Genomic DNA, 23,014 nt, shown 5'->3' with positions numbered 1-23,014 from the left:
TTGTATAAAAAGCTCGGTTTTTTCACACGTTATCAGATATGGAGGTGCTGGCATGAATCGAGAAATGACAGTAGATCAGCAAAAGCTGGTAGAGGCCTGGCAGGAACAACTGCCGATTCTTTTGAATTCAGGGGATAAATCGCAGGTACAGGCAGATGAAGCTGACAACCGGGCAATACGAATCCACATCGAGGTAGAAGGCCGACAAATGTACTCCTTTGATTTTGCATGTACTTATGTAGATTCCCGGGAAGTGCAGGTTAGCTTAGTCGATGTAGAGCGGGATGGACAGTCTGTAGATGAACGAACAGATATCATTCAACAGCTGGTGTCTGATTATACTCGGCATATTCACCAATGTGCCCAGACATTACAGTCATTGACGCATTCGTAGTATGAAGGAATGAGGAGGAAGGCTACATGACAAAAGCCAAAAACGGACTGGATAAAAACCTGTCTAACATTGTTGATGATTTGGAGCAACGTCCAGTGAATAGTCATCAGGCACAGCAAGTGCAGCAGGATCGTAATGATCGCCGTCATCAGGATTCACTAAACCACGATAAAACAGAAGATCTACACCATCTATAGTCCTATTTTTAATGGTAATAAACGGATTTGTTGATGTACCACAAATATAGACTGAGAATGGAGATGCATAAATGGGCAAGCCTAAAGCCATTCCTGTCCCTGAAGCACAGGATTCTGGTGGAAGTAACGAAAAGCGTGAGCGTAGTCATCAGCAGGAGCCGTTATCTGGTTCCAAGAAGGTGAAACAGCGGAATCACGTGGATCATCATAACAGAGAAGGTTCATAAGCAGGAAGACCTTTCTCCTAAAAATATATTGCATCGATAGTACACCCTGGTTAGGAGAACCAGGGTGTCTTTGTGCTTATTGTAAGAAAATTTTCCAATAAGTGTTTCGCTGTTTGAGAATATGAGTTAAAATAGGAGGTGTGTATTTTTTTGTTAGCATAAAAAAGGGGTTAATTACGAGAGGAGAGAATCTACACAATGAGTAAAAAGTTATCCGTCTTGGTACTCACTATGGTGTTGCTTTTGACGGTAGCCCTGGTAGGTTGTAGCAAGAAGTTAGAACCGAAGGAAGCAGTTACGACCGGTACTGCAAATGCAATGAAGTTGAATTCTTATGAATCCAAAAGTCAATTTACCGTTAAGGATCTGACAATTTCATCTGCTACTTTACCAAGTGAACAAAGTGCAATGATAACCAGTATGCTGAAAAATGCAGACATTACGCTGGACGGTGTATATCAAAAAGAACCTTTCCAATCTGAAATGACGCTCGGCATTCATTTGAAAGGTGATCTTTCCACCAGCTTCACGATTCCAATGGTGATGACTAAAGATAAACTGTACGTTAAAATTCCTAATATTCCATTTTACCCGCTCCCACAGGATGTTGTAGGTAAATTCCTGATCATTGATCCACAAGAACTGGCTAAACAATCGGGACAAGAATTTAACCCTGCAGCTATGGATCAAGAAAAATCGCAGAAATTTGCGAATGAAGTGATCGCTGCTATTATGAACGAGTATGATCAAGCTACGTACTTCTTTGATATTGATCCTAAAGACGCTAAGTTGCCACAAGGCGTTGAAGCTAAACAAGTAGTTCAGTTTAAAATAACGAACGACAACGTGAAGCAAGCAACCAATACATTTATCACTAAGGCGCTTCCTAAAGTCCTTGATATAATGTCTAAGGACGAATATGCTAGCATGCTTCAAGTGAAGAAGGAAGAGCTGTCTGAAGCGAAGAAAGAATTGCAATCTAACACCAGCGAAGTTAGCAAAAAGCTGGATGAGTTGAAAAACTACTTGACAGTGAAGCAGTTTGACATTAACACAGCTTTGAACAAGGATAACATTCCTGTGTATCAAGACCTGAATGCGAATGTAGAGATGAATGATCCGGCTACAAAAGACAATGTAAAATTGTCTGTAACAGGCTACACGCAATACAACAAAATCAATGCTAAAGCAGCATTTAAAGTAGGTATTCCAACAGCTGATCAAGTCCTGACGATGGAACAACTGCAACAAAAAATGCAAACTGTTGCTCCTTAAGTATGGGATAACATGATTGCAAGAAAACCGCTCGGCATAGGCCGGGCGGTTTTTTGTTTACTTTTAATGTTGTCCCTGTACAGTCATTTAGCTCTGCCACACGTCATCCTCGGCTAAAAGTCCAAACATCTGGTGATCCTGCCATGTGCCCTGAATCTGTACAAGCTTGCGAGCAATGCCTTCTGGTCGAAAGCCACATTTTTCTAATACACGTTGTGAGCGATCATTATGCAAAAGAGTACCCGCTTGGAGACGATGTAGAGATAAGGCACGAAAGGCATATTGTATGATTAACTTTAAGGCAGCGGTCATATGCCCTTTACCCTGTTCATGATGATCCATCATGTAGCCGATATCAGCGAATTGTCCAACTCCACGTACTAGATTGGAAATGGAGATATAACCGATGAGCCGTTCTTCCTTTAAGAGAAAGATACCGAATACGTAACCTCGATCTTCTTCGGCTTGCCGCAATTTCTGACGGATGTAGTCCTGTTGTTTCTCTAATGTGAAAAATGAATCCTCGTAAAGCGGCTCATAAGGCGCATGGGAATCCCTATTTCGGTGCCTAAGGGCGAGAAGGGCTTCGCTATCCGCCAAGCTAAATGGCCGTAAAAAGATACCTTGAGGCGTATTATACAAGCTCATAGGCATGGGGTGATCTCCTTCCATGGGGAATTAGCAATGAGATGAGGTATTTTGGACTGTGTCTCCTCAGAATGAAGACGAGGGAGGAGACAATTTGGCTGCCGCTCTTTTTTGCCGGAGATGCCGAAAGAAGCTCGTTAGCAGCGATGCACATTCCTCCTGCAGTACACCACTAGTTACTTCTGTACAATGATTGAACCGAGGCTCCTGTAATAAATTCATCAGCGTGCCTGCGCAGCCTGCCTTGGGATCTGTAGTGCCGTATATCAAATGGGGAACCCGTGATTGCACAATGGCTCCGGCGCACATTGGACACGGCTCCAGAGTGACATACAGCCTACAATCCAGCAGGCGCCAGGCACCTAAGTGCTCACTGGCCTGACGAATGGCGACCATCTCTGCATGTGCGGTTGGGTCAGCATCCGTCTCGCGCAAATTGTAGCCGCGACCGATGATTTCATTATCTTTTACGATGACAGCCCCGATAGGGACTTCACCTAACGTTTCTGCCTTATACGCTTCCTGAATGGCTTCTTTCATCCAATAGGCGTGATCCATGGTGGTCACTGGGAAAATGCTCCTTTCAAAACGCGGAATTATCCAACGAACAAATATTCCGTTGTTAACATGATGTGAATAAAATTGTGGATAACAAGGTACTTGTCCACAGGTTTATCCACAGTTTATAATAAAATCTGTGTATTTGTGGACTACCTGTGGATGATTATCTTTTATATTGTAGGCAAATCCTCGTCTATTGACAATACTGTACACAAGGTGTGTATTTATGTATATCCGGTAAATGTAAATGCTGGTATCACAGGCGCTATTACGGTATCATTGAGTTAGCAATTCCCAGTAATCGCCAGCATGCGGCAAGAGGTGAGAAATCAGTGTGTCGATAAAAATCAGAATAACGATCATTTTGTCGGGGTCCGTCCTGTTTATCCTTTTATTAAACATCGCACTTAATTATTACACGACCCATGAAAACCTAAGAAGTGACAGTGAAACTAAAATGGTTCTGACGGCTAAAATTATCGGAGGAGCTATCGAACAAACCCAACATAGCTGGGAGGCCGTTGACAAACAGCTCGGATATAATCTGTGGCTTTCTGCCACGTTGGCTGCCAATCAGCTCGATCCTGACATTCGAAATATTCAGCAGGAACAGCTTCAAAAGGTGGCCTCACTCCACAGAGATACTAATATTTCCTTGATGATTCGAGACGGGCAGGGGTATAAGGTTGTTAGATCCTCGGATCCTAAAGAAGTAACGCCATCCGATCCATTGACAGGATATTGGAAAAATGCAGTTGACCAATTATATGAGCACGGACAGGCTGCAATGGTGCAAGGTCAGAAACTGGATCATTTTTGGACGGGGTCATTTGACTACACCGGTTCAGACTCCTCAGATATTAACAAATGGGGATTTTATTATGATCAAAAACGTAACTACTTAATTCGAATTTCCTTTCAGGATACTTCAGTACAAAATTTCATAACCATCCTGAGCCCCGATGAGATCGTAAAGCAAACTCAACAAGTGGATTATCGCATCATGGAGATTACAGGAATTAACCCTGCAACCTTTGGTGGCGCTTCGATGGACAAGAACGGAAACGATTCGAAATACTATTACATGTACAACAAACCGATCCAATTCGGCACGTATCAACTAACAAGGGTGCAGGAAGATCGTTTGGCCGTGTCCAGAGCTATCCTCTCGGGGGAGAGTATTGTACAAGACTGCTATATTAAAGGTGAGCGGGTTCTCGTCAGTTACATACCTTTTTATCCGGCTAATCGTGATGCCTATGTTATCCGTATTGTTATGAATTATGATACGATCACTTCTGTTATTTCCAAGCAATTGATAAGTTTAATTGCCATTTCCATTGTCCTTTTAGAGGTGGTGATCATTGGAAGCTATGTGCTGGCAAGTCTGTTTGTCCGCCCAATTCAGTCGATTCTGGGGAAAGTGAATGAGATGGCTGACGGTCATTTTGATACACGGCTAGAAATAAAAGGTGGTCATGAGCTTGCACAGTTGGGTGAGCGCATCAATGCGATGGCCTACAACCTAGGGATGTACACGAGAAGACTCGAGCAGATGTATGAAGAGAACCGTTCTGTAAAGGAACATCTAGAATCGGTTATTAATCAGACAGCAGATGCGATTCATGTAACCGACGAGGAGGATCGCGTCGTTCGGGTCAATCATGCCTTTGAAGCTTTGTACGGCTGGACCAAGAAAGAATTGGTTGGTCGTAAGTTGGAATTTGTACCTCCACAGCAACAGGAGGAATATGAATTTCAGAAGAAGAGCCTGCTTCAGGGAGAGAGCATCGTATCAAGTGAGTCCCTTAGAATGCGGAAGGATGGAAGTACAGTAGAGATTAGTATGAGCACATCGCCTATTCTGGATGAAGAAGGCCAGATTTTGGGGTTTATCTGCGTGTCGCGTGATATCACGGGTCGCAACCGGATGGAGGAGTTGTTGCGCAGATCAGAGAAACTGACAACCGTCGGGCAACTGGCGGCAGGCGTAGCGCATGAGATTCGTAATCCGCTAACCACGCTACGTGGCTTTCTCCAACTACAGCAGCAAAATCAAGTGTTGAATATGAAACACAACGATATTATGATGTCTGAGCTGGATCGCATTAATTTGATCGTTAGCGAGTTTTTAATACTGGCGAAGCCACAGGCAGTGCATTTTCAGAAAAAAGATGTTCGTTATATTGTGAGCGACGTGATTTCTTTACTAGATAGTCAGGCGCATCTGCTGGGCATTGTATTCAACCTTCAGGTCACGGACGAGCCTGCCCTGGTATACGCTGAAGAAAATCAGTTAAAGCAAGTATTCATTAATTTACTTAAAAATAGCATGGAGGCTATGAGTAAAGGTGGCATCATCACGATTCATTTGTTCTTGGAGGGAGAAAACGTTAAAATCTTCATACGGGACCAGGGAGCGGGTATTCCCGCAGAAATGCTGTCCAAGTTGGGAGAACCTTTTTTCACAAACAAAGAAACAGGTACAGGACTAGGACTTATGGTCAGCCAGCGTATTATACAGAGTCATAAAGGCACACTGGATATTGAAAGCACAGAGGGAGAGGGAACGACAGCCCTGGTGCAGCTTCCGATTGCCAAGCCGGAGTAACGGGCTGGGGCGCAGGAGGAAGTGTGTTAGTAGAAATGGAGGGTACACAGGTTGCGCATTAACAAGTTTATCAGCGAAACCGGTTTTTGCTCGCGCCGGGAGGCAGACAAGCTGGTAGAGAGCGGTCGCGTGACGATTAACGGCGAAGTGGCTGTGCTGGGTAGTCAAGCGGAAGAAGGCGATGATGTTCGCGTGAACGGCAAGCCACTGCGCGATAAGTCTGATCACGTCTATATTGCATTGAACAAACCGGTGGGCATTACAAGTACAACGGAGAGCCACATTAGAGGCAATGTTGTTGATTTTGTGGGGCACCCGCAGCGGATATTCCCGATTGGACGCCTGGATAAGGATTCGGAAGGTCTCATTTTACTTACCAACGATGGAGACATTGTGAATAAGATTCTACGGGCAGAAGGCAAGCATGAGAAAGAATATATTGTAACAGTGGACCGCCCTGTCGTACCGTCTTTTGTGCAGGGCATGTCTAGCGGGGTGAAAATACTCGGTCAGCGGACGCTACCTTGTGAGGTGACGCGTGTATCTGAGTATGTATTCCGTATTATCCTGACTGAAGGGAAAAATCGTCAGATCCGGCGTATGTGTGCAGCCTTCGGTTATGAAGTTAAAAAACTGCAAAGGCTGCGAATCATGAATATTCGGTTGGGGTCCCTTCAGAAAGGTGCCTGGCGTGATCTGACAGAGGCTGAGAAGCTGGAGCTTGGTCAGATGCTCGATTATACGCTTAGCTAATGCCAGAGGGGCTTGTATAGCCTAGAGCGTATGATCGTCGTATCTGAAAGGGCAAAGTACAGGAAGCACTAAACAAAGAGGCACCAGCTGCATAAAAATGCGGCGGTGCCTTTGTTCATATAACATATGCATAATCAACCTTCACTCGAGCTTGAGGTAGGACTGATGACTTGTGTCCCGTTCTGATATTTGCGGAGAACAGATATTTCAACACGACGGTTTTTAGAGCGCCCTTGACCATCTTGATTGCTTGCCAATGGACGATACTGGCCATAACCGATGGATACAAACTTGGTTGGGTCGAGATCTGGATTGAGCAACAAGATACGCAAGAAATTCAGAGAGCGCTTGGCGCTCAAATCAAAATTGGACGGGAACTGGCTGTTGGAGATCGGTACATTATCCGTGTGACCCGATACGATAACATCATAGCCAGGGAACTGCTGGAGCATACTAGAAATGGACTTGGCCAGCTTTCTTGCTTCCGGCTTTACTTCGGCCTGCCCGGATGAAAACAAGGCATTATCACTAATGGTGATCATTAGTTGCGATTGGTTTAGCTTGGTATTCAGCAACGGGGTCAGGCCGTTATTTTGAATGTATTGATCCATCTGTTTTTTAAGCTTTTTTAAATCTTCTTCTTCCCGTTGGGCCAGCTGTTTTTGCAGTTCAGAGGTAGAAGTAGCTTTCGATTTTACGGGTTGTGACACTTGTTCTTTATTTTTGCCCATATCCATGGATTGTGACGACGGATTCGCGGCTGAGTGATCCAGTACGCCAGTGCCGCCATTAAAAGCTGCACTCAGGGATTGAGCCATAGTTTCAAATTTTTTGGCGTCGAGCGAGCTCATACCGAATAAGACAATGAAAAGAGCCAACAGAAGGGTCATTAAGTCGGAATATGGCAACAGCCAGCTTTCGTCAGCATGCTCTTCATGCGGTTCATGTCTCTTTTTACTCACTGGAATCGCCATCCTTCTGGGTCATCGTAGCCCGTTCGGTCGGAGTCAGGAAGATCGTCAGTTTCTGACTGATGGCGATCGTCGATATCCCCGATTGAATGGAAAGCAGACCTTCGACCATCATTAATTTAAGCTCGACTTCTTTTTTGGATAACCGTTTCAGCTTGTTGGACATCGGATGCCACAGGACATAACCTGTAAAAATACCGAGCAACGTCGCAATGAAGGCTGCTGCAATGGCATGAGAGAGCTTTTCCATGTCACTAAGGTCGGCCAGAGCGGCGATCAGACCTACAACCGCACCGAGTACCCCGAGCGTTGGAGCGTACATACCGGCTTGGGAGAAGATCAGCGCGCCAGAGCGATGTCGATCCTCGGTGGCATTGATATCCTCCATTAGAACGTCCCGTACGAATTCCTGATCATTGCCGTCAATAATCATTCGCATGCCGCCACGCATAAAGGGATCGTCGATTTCCTCTACCTTGGATTCCAAGGCGAGCAGACCTTCACGACGGGTAATGGATGCCCACTCGGTAAACGTACCGATGAGCTCTTTGCGGTCTAACAGTTTTTGTTCGGTGAAAATAACCTTGAACAGCTTCGGAATCCGTTTGATTTCTGCCATCGGGAAGGCCATAAATATACTCGCTGCCGTTCCGACGAAAATAATCATGTAAGCAGCGGGATTATTGACCAGATTGACGACCGGAGCGCCTTTTAAGATCATCCCGACGACCAGTGACAAAATCCCGAGCACAAGTCCAATAATGGTTGAAATTTGCATGATACACCTCATCCATGAGAATAGATTTTGAATCCTTTCATGCCGCCGGGGTCGTCCTTGCCCCAAGCGCGTCATTACAAGACGGATTATAGTATTTATCGACAAAACTCTCTTTTTTGTTAAGTGCGAATTTCCGGTATAATAAGGTGATTATGTATTGAATGGCGGAACCATTGGAGGAAATGGCATGGGAGTAAAGCATGGACGTGAGTATGAACAAATTTTGAACGATTTGACAGAGGCTGTGGGGCGCATCCCAGATAGCTATGAATTTTTTGAGATGGAAGCAGAAGATTGGGACAGGCTGGACCCGGCGGGACGTCAGGAAGTCAATGAAGCTTTGGCAGAAGACTTATTTTATGCACTGGGTACAGAGCCCACAATCACTGTAGGGAGTGGCGTTGTGATCTATGAGCCGGAGCAGCATCGTATCTATGTACTGATTGGGGACGAGGAGCTGACGTCAGTCCCTTTGATTTGAGGTCCGTCTTATGGATTTATCAACGGGGCCGTGGTAATATGTACACCAATATATCGTAGTTTTGGCCGTATTTAAGCGGTCGAAAGGCTTCCGTATAAACGGGGAGGAGTTCGTAACATGCCTTTTACACAAGAAGAGATTGAAGCACATCTGGAGAAACTGGAGGGCTGGGAGCTGGAGGAAGGACGTTGGATCGTTCGGAAATATAATTTTTCCAGTTTTATGAAAGGGATTGCATTCGTGGATGAAGTTGCCGCTATATCTGAAGCATTCAATCATCATCCATTTATTACGATTGATTACAAGACCGTGACTCTGCGTTTGACCTCTTGGGACGATGGCGGTATTATGGCCGTGGATATTAAGGAAGCCCAACAATATAATGAAGCTTTTGAAAAAATGCGTAGCAGTCATTGAGCTTGTAATGATCTGTCGTATGATGATAAAAGCGCCTTCGCTATACAACATCGTGGTTGTATGCCGAAGGCGCTTTTATCATAGAACCTGGGTTGGGTGCTCGGGACGATATACCATACAATAAAATGGTTTCTTGCCGTCGGGGGTCTGGCGTTCATAGGTATCTGTAAGCTCAAATCCAGCCGCCTTGTAGGCCCGGATAGCGCGCCCATTCCAAGTAAGCACCTCTAGATCAATTTCATTCTTCGGGTTGCGTCGTTGGGCTTCCTCTGCAATGGCACGGACAAAATCAGAGCCTTTGCCATGTCCGCATCTTTCAGGATGCATGCCAAGACCTAGCCGGGTCACACCGATCATAGGAAAATATTGAGCAAATCCCATCAGCTTGTTCTCTTCATCCAGTACGGCAACATATTGCTCTTGGCGAAGCGTGGGACTTCCAAATTCGACCTCAAGCGCCTTCATTTGTTCCCAGGGGAGCCAACCGTATATGTTATAAGGTGGATCATAGCGCCACTCACAGATTGCAGCCGCTTGATGCTCGTCCATCGGTACGATCCGATAGTTGGATATTGAGGCCGGCATGTGTTCCATCCTCCTTTTACAGGTGCTTCAATCATTAACAACAGATTGTAGACAAGTTGCAGGGGAATAGCAAGCGTGTTTATTTTATACCCAAGACGGGTATACATTCAATAAGAAGGAATTACTGCTCATATGCTCCCCCAGCGGTGACGGTAAAACCGACGATGTTCGCTAAAATTGAAACCTTTTGAGGTGTCAGTTCGTCAGTAAAGATAATCATTGCTGATGTTGTGGACATAAAAAGCCGCAATTCGATTCCGGCAGAATCAAATTGCGGCTAGAGTTAGCTTGCTGTGCGTTAGTTATTCTACGTTGTCGTCATCAGGAATATCTGAAGCTACAGAATGGTAAGCGTCTGTGCTCATAATTCTTTTTGCACCGACATAGCGGTTAGCGTAATAATTTTCGTTCAGTGAGCTAACTACTACACCACGTGAAGTCGAGGAGTGGGCAAATTTCCCTTCACCTACGAAGATACCTACATGGGAAATGCCTCTTCCTGTGGTGTTGAAGAACACCAGGTCCCCAGGCCTCATTTCATCGCGGGATACAGAAGATCCCATTTTGAATTGTGATCCAGATTGATGCGGAAGTTTAATTCCCAGTTTGTTGAATACATACATTGTGAAGCCGGAGCAATCGAATCCCTCGAGTGTAGTGCCTCCGCTTCTGTAGTTCGTTCCTTTGGCATCTTGGATGACCTGGTCCATCTTGGAGTCTGCAAATGCACTGCCGCCACCGAATGTAAAAGATGTAAAGGCAATGGCAAGACTCATAGCTGCGATCGTTAGCTTCTTCTTCAAAAAAAATATACCCCTTCCAATGCCTGCGAGGTTAGCTTAAGGATTCGGTAGAAGGTTCCCCTATGACCACTCTGTTGCGAGATCAATTCACCCAAACTGGTTCCCCCGCTTCCTAGGTGCCAGGAATTAGGCTTTACTTAAGATGTGCACCTTGGAGAGCAGTATTCACAATAACGATATTTTTGAGATAAAGGTTACAATAAAGATTACAAAGTTGTTACTATCAGTTCACTGCGATTATTGTAACAAAGTCGGCTGGCTTTGGCAAATGTTTCATTGCAAAAAGTTACAAAAAAAATCTGCTCCTAATGTCCCAGGAACAGATCTTGTTAACAGTATTCAGTTATGTGCCGTTTGCGCGGTTATGCATAAAGTTTTTTCGACAGACGGAAATGAAGTGATTAACATAAAGGAAGGGCTTAGCTTCTACTGGAGATATCGGTATGCCATAGTCTGTACTGCGAACTGATATGCCACAGCCTGACCAGACTAGTAACAAAATGATACGATTGTTGGAGAATGAGCGCGAGCATGCCAGTCCAAATCATCGCCACGGTGCCAAATAGACCGAAGACCAGCAGCACACAAGCACCGAGCAAAAGGGATATACCGACAGCTGGGAGAAGCTGGCGAAAGAAGGCGAGCAGGGACGATAGTATGGCGTGACCACCGACAGTGCCTAGTTGCATATACAGGATGCACTGCCGAATGAACCATCCGTATGCCATCCATCCCATGGCATAGGGCAACAAGTGCAGCAGGTAAGAGGGAGATTGAAGCGTACCTGCTACAATAGGGTAGAGTCTCGGTACTACCCAAAAGGCGGGAATCAGCAGCAGTCCCAACTCGATGATGTAATACAACAGCGACGACATGCCATGGCGTTTCATACCTTTGAAAAAGGACAGGCTTTGCGGCTCAGTCGCATCGGTATGCAGGCTTTGATATATTCCGGCTCTAATGAAGGGAGTGATTAGTATGCGTAGTACAGTCGCCCCTAGTAGTATCCACAAATACACATGTACTTCCCGGCTGTCCATCAGAGCAATCTGGCTCTCCATCCAAAACAAGGTCTGTCCCAGCTCGTTTTGACCCTGATCAGGATAACGGAGCAATAGCGGGATAACGGCAGACTGCACCAGTCGATAGAGAAACACCCCCCACAGTAGTCGATACAGAAATAAAATGATAACGATATAGAATCGTATGCGCACCAGCGCCCAGCCCTCTTTTATAACAGTCCGCATCTATAGACACCTCACCATGACAGACTTCCAAGCAGTGTCTCCAACAGCTTGGTTACACTTATACTCCAACGGGTTTGTTGCTTTTCGTCCAATTCGGCTTTTAAGGTATTGTTAATATGCTTGTTCTCCAGTGCAATGGTATATAGGGGATCAAGGGTTACATAGGAAACGGGAGAAGTACTTTTGATCCGAAAAGTTGTGCTTTTGCCCGCACCGTCCCAAGCCTTGAATTTCGTGGTTCCATCCTTGAAGGTAAATTGGACAGGGATCTTGGGATAATCCGCCCCTTTTTTGCTGACCGTCACGACTGCTTCATATCCATTCTCCAGCTTGTGGTTTGTGATGTGATCCACTGAAAAGTCCGCCATCTGGCCGTCATATACATACTGTTCAAAATAGTGGCTCCATGAGCGTCCGGTGACTCTCTCCACGATACGTTGAAAATCCAGTGAGGACGGATGCTTAAATCGGTACGTCTGGACGTAGGTCCGCATAATGCGATCCATTTTTTTCATACCCACCTGACGTTCAATGCCCCGTAGTACCAGCTTGCCTCGAGAGTAGGCATTTTGCGCGTACTCAGCAGCCGAGCCGTACTTCCATGACTCACGGTTTAGCGGCTGTGGGGAGGATACCTGTCCCGATTGTAATGGCAAGTTGGGGGTAAGCCCATATTCTTGCTCCATAAGTCGCTCCTCTGCATAGGAGGTGAAGCCTTCATCCAGCCACGGCTCCTCAAATTCATTATTGGCTACCATTCCATAGAAATATTGATGTCCAATCTCATGAACTAATGTCCGTTCCAGACTATAGCCAGGATTGAGATTACCCGCAGCAGCGGCCGTGATGAGTGTCGGATACTCCATGCCGCCAGCTCCATTGCCTGATTTAGGTGGAACCACGATGGACAGGGTGGAATATGGATAAGGCCCGTACCATTTGCTGTAGTACAAAAGAGCGGCCTTCGCTGCGCTCATATAGCGTCCTTTGAGCTCCTTGTGCGATGGGTCAAGGTAGAGCTTGATTTTGACACCAGGGACTTCAGCAGAAGAAAAGGGTTCTTCTACGGCTACAAAGTTGGGTGAAGCGGACCAGGCAAAATCGTGTACATCATCGGCATAAAATTGATATATTTTTTGTCCGTTCTGTCGGACGGCACCACGGGTGGGAAATCCGGTCGCTGCTACGATATGAGTTTCAGGCACCCGAATCCGTACGCTGTAAATTCCAAAATCGGCATAAAACTCGGAGTTACCATGATACTGGTGGAGGTTCCAGCCCTCCTCGGCGCGTCCACGCTGTCCTGCAGTCTCGTAGACACTGAGCTTCGGGAACCACTGTCCTGCCATTACAAAATCATCTGTCCCACCCATACGAGCAAAGATGGCAGGCAGTTTTACCTCAAACTTCATATATAATGTGATTTCTTCGCCACCTCGTACTGGCTTGGGTAGACGCACCTTCATGAGCGAACGGTCGCCTGCGTTACCGTCATCTGGCTGCACATATTGGATGCGATGCATGAGGGATAAACCGTCTTCTGTTTTTAGTTCAGTCAGCGTCATAGAGCCAAAGCCGTCTTTGGGCATGGTGTCTCCGCGCAGCTTTCCACCGGATTCCTTCATAAAGGTGGTTTCCATGGAAGAGAAGGCGTTCGGGTATAGATGAAGATACAGATCATTCACGGTTTTCTTGCCCGGATGTTTCCAGGTCAGTGTCTCAGTGCCTCGCAAAACCTGTCCCTTTTCCAGAGATACATCAATGTGGTACTCTACCACCCGTTTGCTGAGGATTTCTGTAGCGGGTTGTGGAGGGTTCTTGGGCAGGTCAGGCAGGATGTTTGCCCCTAGAGGCTTGCCCACATTTGGGGCAAGCGCAGACTCAGACAGGGAGCCGTATAGTGGTTGGCCTATGGACTGCGGGTCGGATTGCGATTGGGGCTGCCAGGCAAACCATAACGTCCCTGCGAGGAGACCGAGGGCTAGTGTAGACAATAAAACGATTTTAGTGCGTGCTGGGGTCATACAATGGATACCTCCCGTTGACAAGCATCTACAGCATGTATATGTTTGCTTTCAGGAGATTATTAGTTAAAATATTTATAGTGTAGAATGAGTGTGAAGACGGAAAATGGAGGTCTAGTGACGCATGAGTGAAAATCAGCCGGACGGCAAAAAACAGATTGCACTGAACATTGTCAGTGGCAAGAGTAAACATAAGGGTTTCGGCGCAGGCTCAATTGACCTGAACAGCATGTCACCGGTCATCATTGACCGAGGAGAGGCGAAAATTGATATCGGTGCCATGCATGCCAAAAGTAAAGTAGAACGTGGTATCAAGTTCTCTACGAATAAAGAGGACGTACCGAACGGACGCCAGGTATGGCTCGTATGGGTAGCTGTGGACCGTACAGCCGAAGGACGTATGTACGGCGGCGCCACCGCCTGCGAGATGCTGATTGACGACGAGGCCAAACGCGGCTGGAAAATCCTCGCCGATCACGTCAACCGTATGGATTACGCGCTCAAGCGTCGTTTCATGCTGGAGGATCTCGGCAGCGAAGATAAGGCAGCGCTCAAAAGCCTGCTCATTTCGCATAACGAGGAATGGTGGGACGCTTCGCCTGAGGAATTGAAGCAAGCGCTGGAAGGGTAGGCCAAGCGTTAACACGATTCCAGTGTACACAACTGCTTAAAGAGCAGTCGGCAGTAAGGTTCAGAAGTAGACCGATACCTTGGTTGGGGGCGGTCTACTTCTTTTTCATGTAGGTAAGCAATGCTGAATGAACATGCCAAACATGATCATCAAAGAAATTGCTGGAAAAGTATACTATAAAAAATCTGTTTTTAAGAGATAAAACACTTAAATCCGCAATTTGTTAGAGCACCTCCAAGTTACATGAAAATTATTGTAACAGATATGTAGTTATGAACTGATAGCTCCTTGACATCCTGGAAAGGCATTCACTATAATTCAGATAGAAATCGCTTCCACTCTTCTTTCTATTCATTTTGTGGAACCGGTTCCTTGAAAGATGTAGTTAAGTCCTATTTACTGTTTATGAATGTAATCTCTAAATAAGGTGGCATCGTTATGTTTAAATGGTTGAAAAAGAAGGCGGCTCCTCGTATTGAAGAATTCGAAATGATAGCACCAATCAAAGGAAAAGTGGTTTCCCTGGAGGAGGTTCCAGATCCTGCGTTCTCTACGAAAGCTATGGGGGATGGCATCGCTATTCATCCGTCTGAGGGTAGGGTCACCGCTCCTTTCGCGGGAAAAGTTGCCCATGTCATGGAGAAAAGTAAGCATGCTCTGATTATTGAACATGAATCCGGCGTACAAGTTTTGATACATGTCGGGATTAATACCGTCTCTCTCAAAGGACAAGGGTTTAATCCTCATGTCCAAGTAGGAGATAGCATTAAAGCTGGGCAATTATTGATGGAGTTTGACCTGGATGCGATTCAACAGGGTGGATTGCCTGTAATTACGCCGGTAATCGTTCCAGATGGGCAAGAGATGATTAGCCATGTGGAAATCCTGGAAGGTACATCTGCCTCTCCAGAAGTACCTGTATTAAGAGTTCACTTAAAAGCCTAGTTCTCATTCAAAAAAGACTAACCAGGAATTCCTGGTTAGTCTTTTCTTTAGATGATTCACTGACCAGTCAAGGGGTGGGTACGACCATGTAAATCAAAGGTTAGGATTCATATATTTCAGATATCCGCTGATTACAATTGCCTTCGTACAGCCCTCCATGAAAGCAGACCACTTTTTTAATATCATATGGCAGCAGGTTTTTAAGAGATTCTTTGGCCATATTGAAATCACAGCAATATTGCGGGTCTGGAGCCAGTAATTTGCCGCTTACCACGCGTAGAGCATCTCCTGCAATCAGGGTTTGACTGGATTTATGATAGAAACTTAGGTGTCCTGGTGTATGTCCAGCAGTATCTATAACTACGATCCCCCCACAGAAGGGCAGTTTCTCTCCGGCAACGATGGTGGAGTTTACAATAGCCTTTGGGGGATTTTCAAGTGTACGCCGGAATGCGTGTCTCCACTCTACCGGAACGGATTCGGGCATGGAGCTTACAGCTTGATCTATTGCTTCTGGAGTCAGCTTTATAAGCTGTTTTTCCCCCTGTATATAGGGCTTTTCGATAGAACTGGCTAATACTTGAACTGGGGATGAAGAGGCTCGGACTATATCTGCTAAACTGCCGATATGGTCAAGGTCCTGGTGTGTTATTAATATAGAGGTAAGTTTATGGATTGCTAATCCGGTGTCTAGAATAGCCTCATGTAAAAGTGAGAGTTGCCCGGGGTAAGCCGTATCAACTAAAATCATGTTATCTTCGTCCCACACTAAAGTCGGGTGAATACTCTCTATACTTCCCATAATGTTAGCAGAAACCTGGAGCATGTGTATTCCCTTGTCTAATTGCATCGAATCCCTCCCATAAGAGTTGATGTAATACAAAGGAATCGTATCATTAAACATAAATATGTAAACCTATACTATATCATAAAAATAATTATTTGTAAATATGTAGAATTTTAAATTTGTGTGACAGTTAGGAGTGATGACGTGAAGAGAATTTATTTTGTCAGACATGCCCAAGCAACAGGACAGGAACCAGATGCCCGACTTACCGATGAGGGTACCCGACAAGCTGAGCAGTTGGTTGATTTTATGGAGAATGTAGGTGTGGAATATATTGTGTCCAGCCCGTGGAAACGGGCCGTGCGAACCATTCAGCCCTTGGCTGAACGGAAACAGTTGCAGGTGTATACTGATGTACGTCTTCAAGAACGGGTACTTAGCCATGAGCATTTGGATCATTGGCTGGACGTGCTGGAACAGACCTATTTGGACGAGGACTTGAAGCTGGAGGGAGGGGAATCATCCCGTGAAGCAGTAGATCGAGGAATCCAGCTTGTTCAGGAGCTTATAGAGCGGGCGGAAAAAACGGTTATCATTGTAACTCATGGAGCTTTACTATCTCTTCTCATTCGACATTACGATCCGCAGTTTGGGTTTGAGGACTGGAAAAAGCTTTCGAATCCCGACGTGTATTTGCTAGAACTGAAAGAAGCAGAAGCCAAGATTCACAGAGTGTGGGGTTGAAATAAATAAAGCACGTTCACATAAGTGCAGAATGGAATCGAAAGGGGAGGCGCATGTTGAAGGCAAACCGTTTTTTAGAATTAGAAAAGGCGTTGTTTCGAGCTTGGTCTTTGGAGTCTAGCTCTAAATGGACAGCAAATAACCCCGCGTCTGGGCAATGTGGTGTCACAGCACTCGTCGTTCAGGACAGGCTTGGCGGCGATATTTTGAAAACATGGCTGGATAGTGGTTGGCACTATTACAACCGTATTGGTGAGGACATTGTAGATTTTACGAGGTCTCAATTTTCAATCCCTCCACAGTATCAGGATGTATACTCCAACCGGGAGGAGGCTTTTTCGGACACCAATGCAGAGCAGTATGCAGCCTTAAGTCAGAGATTGAAGGAATTTTCAAACGAAGAAGAATAAGGGGATTTAAATCTTGATGCAGTCATAAAGACGTGATTTTTGAACCTGATCCAATGGAAGGTGCTTTTTGTTGCCCAATATACATTAAAGAACTGAGTAATCAGTAAAATTCTTGAAGATAAGAGCTGTATTTACGTTATAAAATGAGCTATATACTGAGGTAAGAATAATAAAGAAGTCGTGCGCTAACACGACTCGAATATACAACCACTGCTTAGAAAAAAACTAATGCAGCCAATGGTATGGAATGCTTAGAGAAGGGGGCAGTTTGGTTTTACAATTGCCCTTAGCCGAATTTAATTGCGCCTGTGTAAGAAAGATACTTCCTTCCAGATTAGCCCCACTTAAATCAGCATCTCTAAAATCCGTACCGATCAAGTCTGTCATTCTCAGGTCAGCCTCTCGCAAATCAGCAGCAATCAGTAAAACTCCTCTCAGGTTGGTACCTCTAAGATTAGCGCCTCTTAAATTAGCCCCGATAAGGTCTCTACTTCTGATTTTTTTACTATATTTGTTGTGCTCTATGTTTTTCTTAACTTTTTCTCGTACTAACTCACTTGTTTGTAAAAGTAAATCATTGACTAACGCCCTATGGGTGGGTACATGAAGATTTATGAGAGATTTTGGATCTTGATTCGTAAGCTGCTCGGTTTTCGCCATAGCCTTTTGTAAGTCTGTATAGATGGGATGAGTTTCTTTTAAGTTAAGGGCTTCATTTAGGTAATAAAGCATTTCATGAAGCTGTTGCATGATGGGAAATATATTGAACATTTCCTCAGCTATTGCCGGATCGTCTCGCCAGCTTTTTCCGTTGTATGTAACTTGGGAAACTTTTTGGCCAGCTCCAAAGCAATCATATACTGTACAGCCTCGCAAGCCGTTATTTCTTAGGTTCTTATGAATATTACAACGATAATCCGCATTTAGGTTTTGACAAGGGGTTCCTCCGTCCTTATTAAAAGCAAAATCGGCTGATTTAGCATAAGGCAAGGCTACACAGCATAAACCAAAACATTGTTCACAATTTGCACTATACAATAAACACACATCCTTTTATTGGCACCTATTAAATATAATATTACCAAAAAAAGATGGAGCATGGTCTATTGTTTTTCTATAGACTTCTAGAGTCTGCTGGATCGTTTAGAGAAGAAATTTAGTCTTTTGCCAAATTTAATTGCCATGAAACACCGTATTTGTCTTCAACCCAGCCAAATTGTTGGCTTACGGGCGAGGCTTCAAGGGGCATTAGAACTCGGCCTTCCTGAGATAGCTGACTAAACACACGATGAATTTCTTCTTCCGAATCACAAGTGACGAATAGCGATAGAGCTGGGGTAAAAGGGTGTTTGTCCTGATGGTTATAGTCTATAGCCATAAAGGTTTGCCCTTTGAGGTTGAATACGGCATGTAACACGGTCCCATCTTCCTGATGGAAAATGCTCATGATACCAGACGGCTTAAAGACAGAGGTATAATATTGCATGGCTTCTTCTGCTTGACCAGAGAACATGAAAAATGTTGTAATTTTTGGATTGGAATCATGCATGAGATCAACTCCCTAGACTGGATCGTAGATGGTAACATCTTTCCTCTTTTTTAATAGAAATATTCAGCATTAGAGAATTGCTTTATGAAGACGTACACACGTGAAAGGAGAAAACAGGATGATGGACGCGACAGCAAGACTTATGGATATGTTCGGCTCAGGCAAGAAGCTGGACGCCAGCATCATTTCCGCCTATACGGATGTGGTTGCCCAATATGGGACAGTGGAGGATGCGTGGGAGTTATATAGGCTTTTTGTAGAAGATCCCCACCATTATATCAGGGGGTTGCTCCTCCAGCCGATCATGAGATGCGGGGATGTTACTTTGGCGCAGGATATGTACGAGCGTTATGTGCGAAATCAGGCATCCCCAGAACATATACCTGACGGTGTGCTGTATGTGCTAGGTTATTTGGGTTATGTGGAGGCTGCTGCTGATCTTGTCGCTTTGGTGAACGGATCGTATGGAGCTGTGTCTGTGGATGCCTGTTTGGGACTGGTACATCTTCCATGCGAACCGTACCGTGAGAAACTGGCGGCTGAATTGGAAAAAGTATTGGATCAGCATTTGTTTAATGAATTCTTACCTCTGCTAAGCTTCAAATGTACTACTGAAGATATGATTCCGCGATTGGTACATTGGGGAGAGCAACATGCCTCGGTAGACTGTAATGCGGGAATTATTGCTGGAATTGCCTTATTTGGAGAGGAGCAAAGGGATACGATTCGGTCTATTTTGTGGAATCCGCTTTGGGAGGCTCATGGAACAGCTACGGGAAGCTGTGTGTGGTCTTATATTGCTATGCAGCATGTAGGGTTGACCTTTAGAGAGCTTATTCAGGATATAAAAAGCTGTGATGTGTCCAAAGCAGGTGTACAGGACTTGGAGTACCGTTTGGAAGTGTTGTATGAGATGCTGGAACTAAAACTAAGTTATACAGCCCGACCGATCCGGTTCGCTCGCTGTAACGAGGAATCATTTGGTCAGCTCTATAGCGATTTATTTAGCTGGTCCACAGAGCATAAGGATGACTCTATGATAGGCTGGATGAACGACAATTTAGGGTATAAGCATCGGCTGCTGGAACAGTATGATGAGCTCAGGAAACGAGTCGAGATTAAAATGATACATGAAATTGAGCTGGAGCATGTTCAAAAAAGGAAGTTAATCGTATCAGGAAATAAGAATTTTTGATGTAAAAGGACGAAATAGCGGAGTTTGGCGGAGATATGGGGATTCGCCCAGTCCGCGGGCTGGTGTCCCGCATAGGATACATCAGCCTAGACACAAGGAGTGAAACACATGTCTTTACTGCCACAAGTTCCTTTCGGAACGCAACCGGGTATTCCGGGTCCATTCACGCCGTCAAGTCCTTCGATTCCACAATTTCCTGATATGCAGGATTCGTTCCCGTCTCCGATAGGTCCGCCACCAGGCCCAGGATCATTTTCGCCACAGCCGTTCTCACCGCCGCCGCAAGGGCCGTTCGGTCCGCAAGGTGGGCAGCAAGCTCAAGCACCCACTTCTCCACCACCGCAATTTACGCCACCGAAGCCGCTGGTTTCGGCCTATGCTGTTGACCCTGGAGCCATCTTCGGTTGTTTGTTCCGCAACACGTTTGTATGGCTGACGAACGGAGAGCGTTTTTGGCTGTACCCTGTCTTTGTAGGCAGAACATCGGTAGCGGGTTTTCGGTGGAGTGGACGTTTTTGGTTTTATTATGGTGTAGACCTCAACCGTATTGAGTCGTTTAGCTGTTATTGGTAATAGCGCAGCTTTAGGGAAGAGCGGGGTTTAACGGGATGATGGCTGATGGCACTGGCAAGAGAGGTAAATGGGCATATGAGGTAAGTGATGCGAAAATAAAAAGACTGAGAGAGCGCTCATCGCGTTCCCCCAGTCTTTTTTTGCTATTAATCCATCCACCAACGCTTAAAATTGCCCCACCACGATTTCTTTTCAGCTTGTCGCTCCGCTTGGTCAGTTGGTGTGGATGCCGGTTGGTTATCTTGCCCCGATAGCGTCTCCTTCGGCTCCGTGCCGCTGACGAATACCTCCAGCCGCTTGTCCGGGCTGTCCGGTGCAGCCAGCTTGCCGCTGGCCGGGTCAATATAAGCGCTGACTACGCCGTCAGGGATAGGAAAGATTTTGGGTGGCACATTCTCCAGCGCTTTCTCCGTATATTGCGCAAAAATCGGAGCCGCCCGTCGGGCATCCTGTGTGCTGATGTCCTTGCCCTTGTCATAGCCGACCCAGACAGCGGTGGACAGCTCGGGGGTAAAGCCGACCATCCACGCATCGGTGTTGGTCGTGCCGCTCTTGCCGGCAACCGGGCGCTTGATCAGCTTCGCGACCCGGTTGCCAGTGCCGCCTTCCTCGAACACGCCTTCCATAAGGCGTGTGAGGACGTAGGCGGAGGCGGGCTTCACCACCTGCACGGGCGCGGCTTGGGGCGCTTCGTACAGCGACCGCCCGGCAGCATCGGTGATGCGCAGCACTGCCACCGGAGCCACCTTTTGCCCGCCGCTACCGATGACCGAGAAGGCTGAGGCCATCTCGAACGGGCTGACGGGCGACACACCCAGCGCTAGCGAAGGTACGGGCTTGAGCTCGCTTGTAATGCCCATTTTGCTGGCGAGGTCCATGACCTTATCCGTTCCCACCTTCAAAATGGTGCTTACGGCATAGATATTATCGGACGCCGCAATTGCGCGCCGAAGATCTATTTCGCCCAAATATTTGTCTCCAAAATTTTTGGGCTTATAGGTCTTGCGATTGCTATCGTAGTGGAACAACGTCGGTCGGCTTTCGAACTTGGACGTACTCGTCAATTCGCCGGAATCCAGTGCGCTTAGATACATAATCGGCTTGAAGGAGGAGCCAGGCTGCCGGGTTGTGGCCAGCGCATGATTATATTGATTCCCGACATAGTTCGTTCCACCAACCATGGCTTTGACATGTCCGTTGCGCGGGTCCATGGAGATTAACGCGGTTTCCAGTCCGTTGCTGTTCTTCATGCCTTCGTTTACAGCCGCCTCGGCTGCTTGCTGCATGTGCATGTCCAGCGTGGTATAAATACTCAGGCCGCCATGCTCAAGCACCCCTTCGCTAATCCCGAGCTGATGTGTCACCAACTGGCGGACGTAATCGCGGAACCAGGGAGCGGTTTCCACTGTCCGACGCTGGCTCTCGGGCCGCAGGGCTAACATTTCCTCATAGGCCTTGGTGGCTTCAGCCGGTGTAATTTTGCCGATAAGCGCCATGGAGTCCAGAACAATTTTCTGCCGATCCTTTGCATTTTTCATATGATTATACGGTGAATAGTAGGTTGGCCCTTTCGGAATACCTGCTAACAGGGCGCTTTCGGCCAAATCCAGATCTTTTGCGGATTTACCGAAATACATTTGCGAAGCTGCTTCAATGCCATAGGCGCCGTGACCATAGTAAATTTCGTTCAAATACATTTGTAGCAGCTCATTTTTGGTGTACTTCATTTCAAGCTGTGCGGTATAGATAGCCTCCTTGGCCTTGCGCGTCCACGTTTTCTCATGAGATAAGTATAGATTGCGTGCAAGCTGCTGAGTCAGCGTGCTGGCCCCTTGCGACATATCCCAGCGGGTCAGATTAACGATTACCGCCCGGCCCAGACCTTTGAAATCAAAGCCAAAATGATCGTAAAACTTCCGATCTTCCACAGCCAGGGTAGCTGCAATCAAATCGGGTGAAATGTGATCAAGCTGGACCGGAATGGATTCTTTGCCTCCAGCAGAGAAAGTGGCGATGACTTGCCCCTGACTATCGAGCAGACGTGAATTCCGGTCCGTATCCGCGAGCGGAAGGCTGGTCGTGTACAAATAGGCGAGCAGGATGCAGGCGGCGATGACCGTCAGAATCGTGAGAGACATCAGTCCTTGAAACAATCGAAGCCAAAGCGGTTTACGCTTGGGGGATCGTCCGGTCGTATCGGTCATCATG

Annotated in this window: 26 protein-coding genes and 1 riboswitch; of the genes, 14 read left to right on the top strand and 12 right to left on the bottom strand. The window is 46.1% G+C overall.

Features of this window, described 5'->3' with window-relative positions; genetic code table 11:
- Positions 1-52: 52 nt before the first annotated feature.
- The 4 genes from ACEN8J_RS21860 to ACEN8J_RS21845 all read left to right on the top strand — a co-directional run bounded on the left by ACEN8J_RS21860 (position 53) and on the right by ACEN8J_RS21845 (position 2,093).
- Positions 53-394, top strand: coding sequence for a hypothetical protein (locus ACEN8J_RS21860; protein WP_029514958.1), 342 nt, complete (start codon positions 53-55; stop codon positions 392-394).
- A 26-nt stretch (positions 395-420) separates the two neighbouring features.
- Positions 421-591, top strand: coding sequence for a hypothetical protein (locus ACEN8J_RS21855; protein WP_007428073.1), 171 nt, complete (start codon positions 421-423; stop codon positions 589-591).
- Between the two features lie 71 nt (positions 592-662).
- Positions 663-818, top strand: a complete 156-nt coding sequence (locus tag ACEN8J_RS21850) for a small acid-soluble spore protein P (protein WP_029514956.1) — start codon at positions 663-665, stop codon at positions 816-818.
- A 198-nt stretch (positions 819-1,016) separates the two neighbouring features.
- Positions 1,017-2,093, top strand: coding sequence for a hypothetical protein (locus ACEN8J_RS21845; protein ID WP_029514954.1), 1,077 nt, complete (start codon positions 1,017-1,019; stop codon positions 2,091-2,093).
- An 87-nt stretch (positions 2,094-2,180) separates the two neighbouring features.
- Here ACEN8J_RS21845 and ACEN8J_RS21840 read toward each other — a convergent pair whose 3' ends face one another.
- Positions 2,181-2,747, bottom strand: a complete 567-nt coding sequence (locus ACEN8J_RS21840; protein WP_069011492.1) for a GNAT family N-acetyltransferase — start codon at positions 2,745-2,747, stop codon at positions 2,181-2,183.
- A 60-nt stretch (positions 2,748-2,807) separates the two neighbouring features.
- A complete protein-coding gene (gene tadA, locus ACEN8J_RS21835) occupies positions 2,808-3,308 on the bottom strand; it encodes a tRNA adenosine(34) deaminase TadA (RefSeq protein WP_029514951.1) in 501 nt (166 codons plus the stop codon).
- A gap of 328 nt (positions 3,309-3,636) precedes the next feature.
- Here tadA and ACEN8J_RS21830 point away from each other — a divergent pair, with 328 nt between their 5' ends.
- Positions 3,637-5,913 carry a PAS domain S-box protein gene (locus ACEN8J_RS21830; RefSeq protein WP_029514948.1) on the top strand — a complete coding sequence of 759 codons (2,277 nt, stop codon included), beginning with the start codon at positions 3,637-3,639 and terminating at the stop codon, positions 5,911-5,913.
- 51 nt (positions 5,914-5,964) lie between these two features.
- Positions 5,965-6,666 (top strand): 23S rRNA pseudouridine(2604) synthase RluF, encoded by a 702-nt coding sequence (gene rluF / locus ACEN8J_RS21825; RefSeq protein ID WP_029514947.1) that lies wholly within the window; start codon positions 5,965-5,967, stop codon positions 6,664-6,666.
- A 134-nt stretch (positions 6,667-6,800) separates the two neighbouring features.
- Here the strand turns inward: rluF and ACEN8J_RS21820 are convergent, their stop codons facing one another.
- Positions 6,801-7,628, bottom strand: a complete 828-nt coding sequence (locus ACEN8J_RS21820; protein WP_029514945.1) for a flagellar motor protein MotB — start codon at positions 7,626-7,628, stop codon at positions 6,801-6,803.
- Positions 7,621-8,415 carry a flagellar motor stator protein MotA gene (gene motA, locus ACEN8J_RS21815; protein WP_029514943.1) on the bottom strand — a complete coding sequence of 265 codons (795 nt, stop codon included), beginning with the start codon at positions 8,413-8,415 and terminating at the stop codon, positions 7,621-7,623. The genes ACEN8J_RS21820 and motA overlap by 8 nt, the downstream gene beginning before the upstream one ends.
- A 187-nt stretch (positions 8,416-8,602) precedes the next feature.
- Between motA and ACEN8J_RS21810 the strand changes: the two genes are divergently transcribed.
- Together ACEN8J_RS21810 and ACEN8J_RS21805 are read left to right on the top strand one after the other, a co-directional pair.
- The gene (locus tag ACEN8J_RS21810; protein WP_013308186.1) at positions 8,603-8,896 is read left to right on the top strand and encodes a hypothetical protein; all 294 of its coding nucleotides are present in this window, start codon (positions 8,603-8,605) and stop codon (positions 8,894-8,896) included.
- 117 nt (positions 8,897-9,013) lie between these two features.
- Positions 9,014-9,313, top strand: coding sequence for a 4a-hydroxytetrahydrobiopterin dehydratase (locus tag ACEN8J_RS21805; protein WP_007428083.1), 300 nt, complete (start codon positions 9,014-9,016; stop codon positions 9,311-9,313).
- Positions 9,314-9,391: 78 nt separating this feature from the next.
- Here ACEN8J_RS21805 and ACEN8J_RS21800 read toward each other — a convergent pair whose 3' ends face one another.
- From ACEN8J_RS21800 to ACEN8J_RS21785, 4 genes are all read right to left on the bottom strand, one after another.
- Positions 9,392-9,898 carry a GNAT family N-acetyltransferase gene (locus tag ACEN8J_RS21800; protein WP_029514941.1) on the bottom strand — a complete coding sequence of 169 codons (507 nt, stop codon included), beginning with the start codon at positions 9,896-9,898 and terminating at the stop codon, positions 9,392-9,394.
- A gap of 302 nt (positions 9,899-10,200) precedes the next feature.
- Complete coding sequence (locus tag ACEN8J_RS21795) at positions 10,201-10,701, bottom strand: C40 family peptidase (RefSeq protein WP_029514939.1); 501 nt, start codon at positions 10,699-10,701, stop codon at positions 10,201-10,203.
- A 5-nt stretch (positions 10,702-10,706) separates the two neighbouring features.
- Positions 10,707-10,844: riboswitch (cyclic di-AMP (ydaO/yuaA leader) on the bottom strand.
- A gap of 276 nt (positions 10,845-11,120) precedes the next feature.
- Positions 11,121-11,948, bottom strand: a complete 828-nt coding sequence (locus ACEN8J_RS21790) for a hypothetical protein (protein WP_029514937.1) — start codon at positions 11,946-11,948, stop codon at positions 11,121-11,123.
- An 11-nt stretch (positions 11,949-11,959) separates the two neighbouring features.
- Positions 11,960-13,972: a M1 family metallopeptidase gene (locus tag ACEN8J_RS21785; protein ID WP_495593969.1), complete on the bottom strand. Its 2,013-nt coding sequence runs from the start codon at positions 13,970-13,972 to the stop codon at positions 11,960-11,962.
- 124 nt (positions 13,973-14,096) lie between these two features.
- Between ACEN8J_RS21785 and ACEN8J_RS21780 the strand changes: the two genes are divergently transcribed.
- Together ACEN8J_RS21780 and ACEN8J_RS21775 are read left to right on the top strand one after the other, a co-directional pair.
- Positions 14,097-14,603, top strand: coding sequence for a YwhD family protein (locus ACEN8J_RS21780; RefSeq protein ID WP_029514934.1), 507 nt, complete (start codon positions 14,097-14,099; stop codon positions 14,601-14,603).
- Positions 14,604-15,041: 438 nt separating this feature from the next.
- Positions 15,042-15,548: a PTS sugar transporter subunit IIA gene (locus ACEN8J_RS21775; RefSeq protein ID WP_029514933.1), complete on the top strand. Its 507-nt coding sequence runs from the start codon at positions 15,042-15,044 to the stop codon at positions 15,546-15,548.
- A gap of 100 nt (positions 15,549-15,648) precedes the next feature.
- On the opposite strand, the gene ACEN8J_RS21770 is transcribed toward ACEN8J_RS21775, so the two are convergent.
- The gene (locus tag ACEN8J_RS21770) at positions 15,649-16,398 is read right to left on the bottom strand and encodes an MBL fold metallo-hydrolase (protein WP_029514932.1); all 750 of its coding nucleotides are present in this window, start codon (positions 16,396-16,398) and stop codon (positions 15,649-15,651) included.
- Positions 16,399-16,539: 141 nt separating this feature from the next.
- On the opposite strand from ACEN8J_RS21770, the gene ACEN8J_RS21765 reads away from it, so the two are divergent.
- The gene (locus tag ACEN8J_RS21765) at positions 16,540-17,079 is read left to right on the top strand and encodes a histidine phosphatase family protein (protein ID WP_029514930.1); all 540 of its coding nucleotides are present in this window, start codon (positions 16,540-16,542) and stop codon (positions 17,077-17,079) included.
- Positions 17,080-17,135: 56 nt separating this feature from the next.
- Complete coding sequence (locus ACEN8J_RS21760; RefSeq protein WP_209950359.1) at positions 17,136-17,489, top strand: YunG family protein; 354 nt, start codon at positions 17,136-17,138, stop codon at positions 17,487-17,489.
- Between the two features lie 225 nt (positions 17,490-17,714).
- On the opposite strand, the gene ACEN8J_RS21755 is transcribed toward ACEN8J_RS21760, so the two are convergent.
- Positions 17,715-18,527, bottom strand: coding sequence for a pentapeptide repeat-containing protein (locus ACEN8J_RS21755; RefSeq protein WP_029514927.1), 813 nt, complete (start codon positions 18,525-18,527; stop codon positions 17,715-17,717).
- Positions 18,528-18,645: 118 nt separating this feature from the next.
- Positions 18,646-19,038 (bottom strand): VOC family protein, encoded by a 393-nt coding sequence (locus tag ACEN8J_RS21750; RefSeq protein ID WP_165150540.1) that lies wholly within the window; start codon positions 19,036-19,038, stop codon positions 18,646-18,648.
- A gap of 118 nt (positions 19,039-19,156) precedes the next feature.
- Between ACEN8J_RS21750 and ACEN8J_RS21745 the strand changes: the two genes are divergently transcribed.
- Together ACEN8J_RS21745 and ACEN8J_RS21740 are read left to right on the top strand one after the other, a co-directional pair.
- Positions 19,157-20,233, top strand: coding sequence for a hypothetical protein (locus ACEN8J_RS21745; RefSeq protein WP_340953620.1), 1,077 nt, complete (start codon positions 19,157-19,159; stop codon positions 20,231-20,233).
- A 108-nt stretch (positions 20,234-20,341) separates the two neighbouring features.
- Entirely contained in the window at positions 20,342-20,806 is a 465-nt protein-coding gene (locus ACEN8J_RS21740; protein WP_069011486.1) for a transporter, read from the top strand.
- Positions 20,807-20,952: 146 nt separating this feature from the next.
- Here the strand turns inward: ACEN8J_RS21740 and ACEN8J_RS21735 are convergent, their stop codons facing one another.
- Positions 20,953-23,010, bottom strand: coding sequence for a transglycosylase domain-containing protein (locus tag ACEN8J_RS21735; RefSeq protein ID WP_495593968.1), 2,058 nt, complete (start codon positions 23,008-23,010; stop codon positions 20,953-20,955).
- Between the last annotated feature and the right edge of the window lie 4 nt (positions 23,011-23,014).

It is taken from the genome of Paenibacillus sp. Paensp38, assembly GCF_059491915.1.
The sequence above is the reverse complement of the archived record's forward strand: the minus strand, read 5'-3'. Positions and strand labels throughout refer to the sequence as shown.

Coding starts and splice junctions, on each gene's coding strand:
- ACEN8J_RS21860 (WP_029514958.1), top strand. CDS start 53: ATGAATCGAGAAATGACAGTAGATCAGCAAAAGCTGGTAGAGGCCTGG.
- ACEN8J_RS21855 (WP_007428073.1), top strand. CDS start 421: ATGACAAAAGCCAAAAACGGACTGGATAAAAACCTGTCTAACATTGTT.
- ACEN8J_RS21850 (WP_029514956.1), top strand. CDS start 663: ATGGGCAAGCCTAAAGCCATTCCTGTCCCTGAAGCACAGGATTCTGGT.
- ACEN8J_RS21845 (WP_029514954.1), top strand. CDS start 1,017: ATGAGTAAAAAGTTATCCGTCTTGGTACTCACTATGGTGTTGCTTTTG.
- ACEN8J_RS21840 (WP_069011492.1), bottom strand. CDS start 2,747: ATGCCTATGAGCTTGTATAATACGCCTCAAGGTATCTTTTTACGGCCA.
- motA (WP_029514943.1), bottom strand. CDS start 8,415: ATGCAAATTTCAACCATTATTGGACTTGTGCTCGGGATTTTGTCACTG.
- ACEN8J_RS21810 (WP_013308186.1), top strand. CDS start 8,603: ATGGGAGTAAAGCATGGACGTGAGTATGAACAAATTTTGAACGATTTG.
- ACEN8J_RS21805 (WP_007428083.1), top strand. CDS start 9,014: ATGCCTTTTACACAAGAAGAGATTGAAGCACATCTGGAGAAACTGGAG.
- ACEN8J_RS21800 (WP_029514941.1), bottom strand. CDS start 9,898: ATGCCGGCCTCAATATCCAACTATCGGATCGTACCGATGGACGAGCAT.
- ACEN8J_RS21790 (WP_029514937.1), bottom strand. CDS start 11,948: ATGCGGACTGTTATAAAAGAGGGCTGGGCGCTGGTGCGCATACGATTC.
- ACEN8J_RS21785 (WP_495593969.1), bottom strand. CDS start 13,972: ATGACCCCAGCACGCACTAAAATCGTTTTATTGTCTACACTAGCCCTC.
- ACEN8J_RS21780 (WP_029514934.1), top strand. CDS start 14,097: ATGAGTGAAAATCAGCCGGACGGCAAAAAACAGATTGCACTGAACATT.
- ACEN8J_RS21775 (WP_029514933.1), top strand. CDS start 15,042: ATGTTTAAATGGTTGAAAAAGAAGGCGGCTCCTCGTATTGAAGAATTC.
- ACEN8J_RS21770 (WP_029514932.1), bottom strand. CDS start 16,398: ATGCAATTAGACAAGGGAATACACATGCTCCAGGTTTCTGCTAACATT.
- ACEN8J_RS21750 (WP_165150540.1), bottom strand. CDS start 19,038: ATGCATGATTCCAATCCAAAAATTACAACATTTTTCATGTTCTCTGGT.
- ACEN8J_RS21745 (WP_340953620.1), top strand. CDS start 19,157: ATGATGGACGCGACAGCAAGACTTATGGATATGTTCGGCTCAGGCAAG.
- ACEN8J_RS21740 (WP_069011486.1), top strand. CDS start 20,342: ATGTCTTTACTGCCACAAGTTCCTTTCGGAACGCAACCGGGTATTCCG.
- ACEN8J_RS21735 (WP_495593968.1), bottom strand. CDS start 23,010: ATGACCGATACGACCGGACGATCCCCCAAGCGTAAACCGCTTTGGCTT.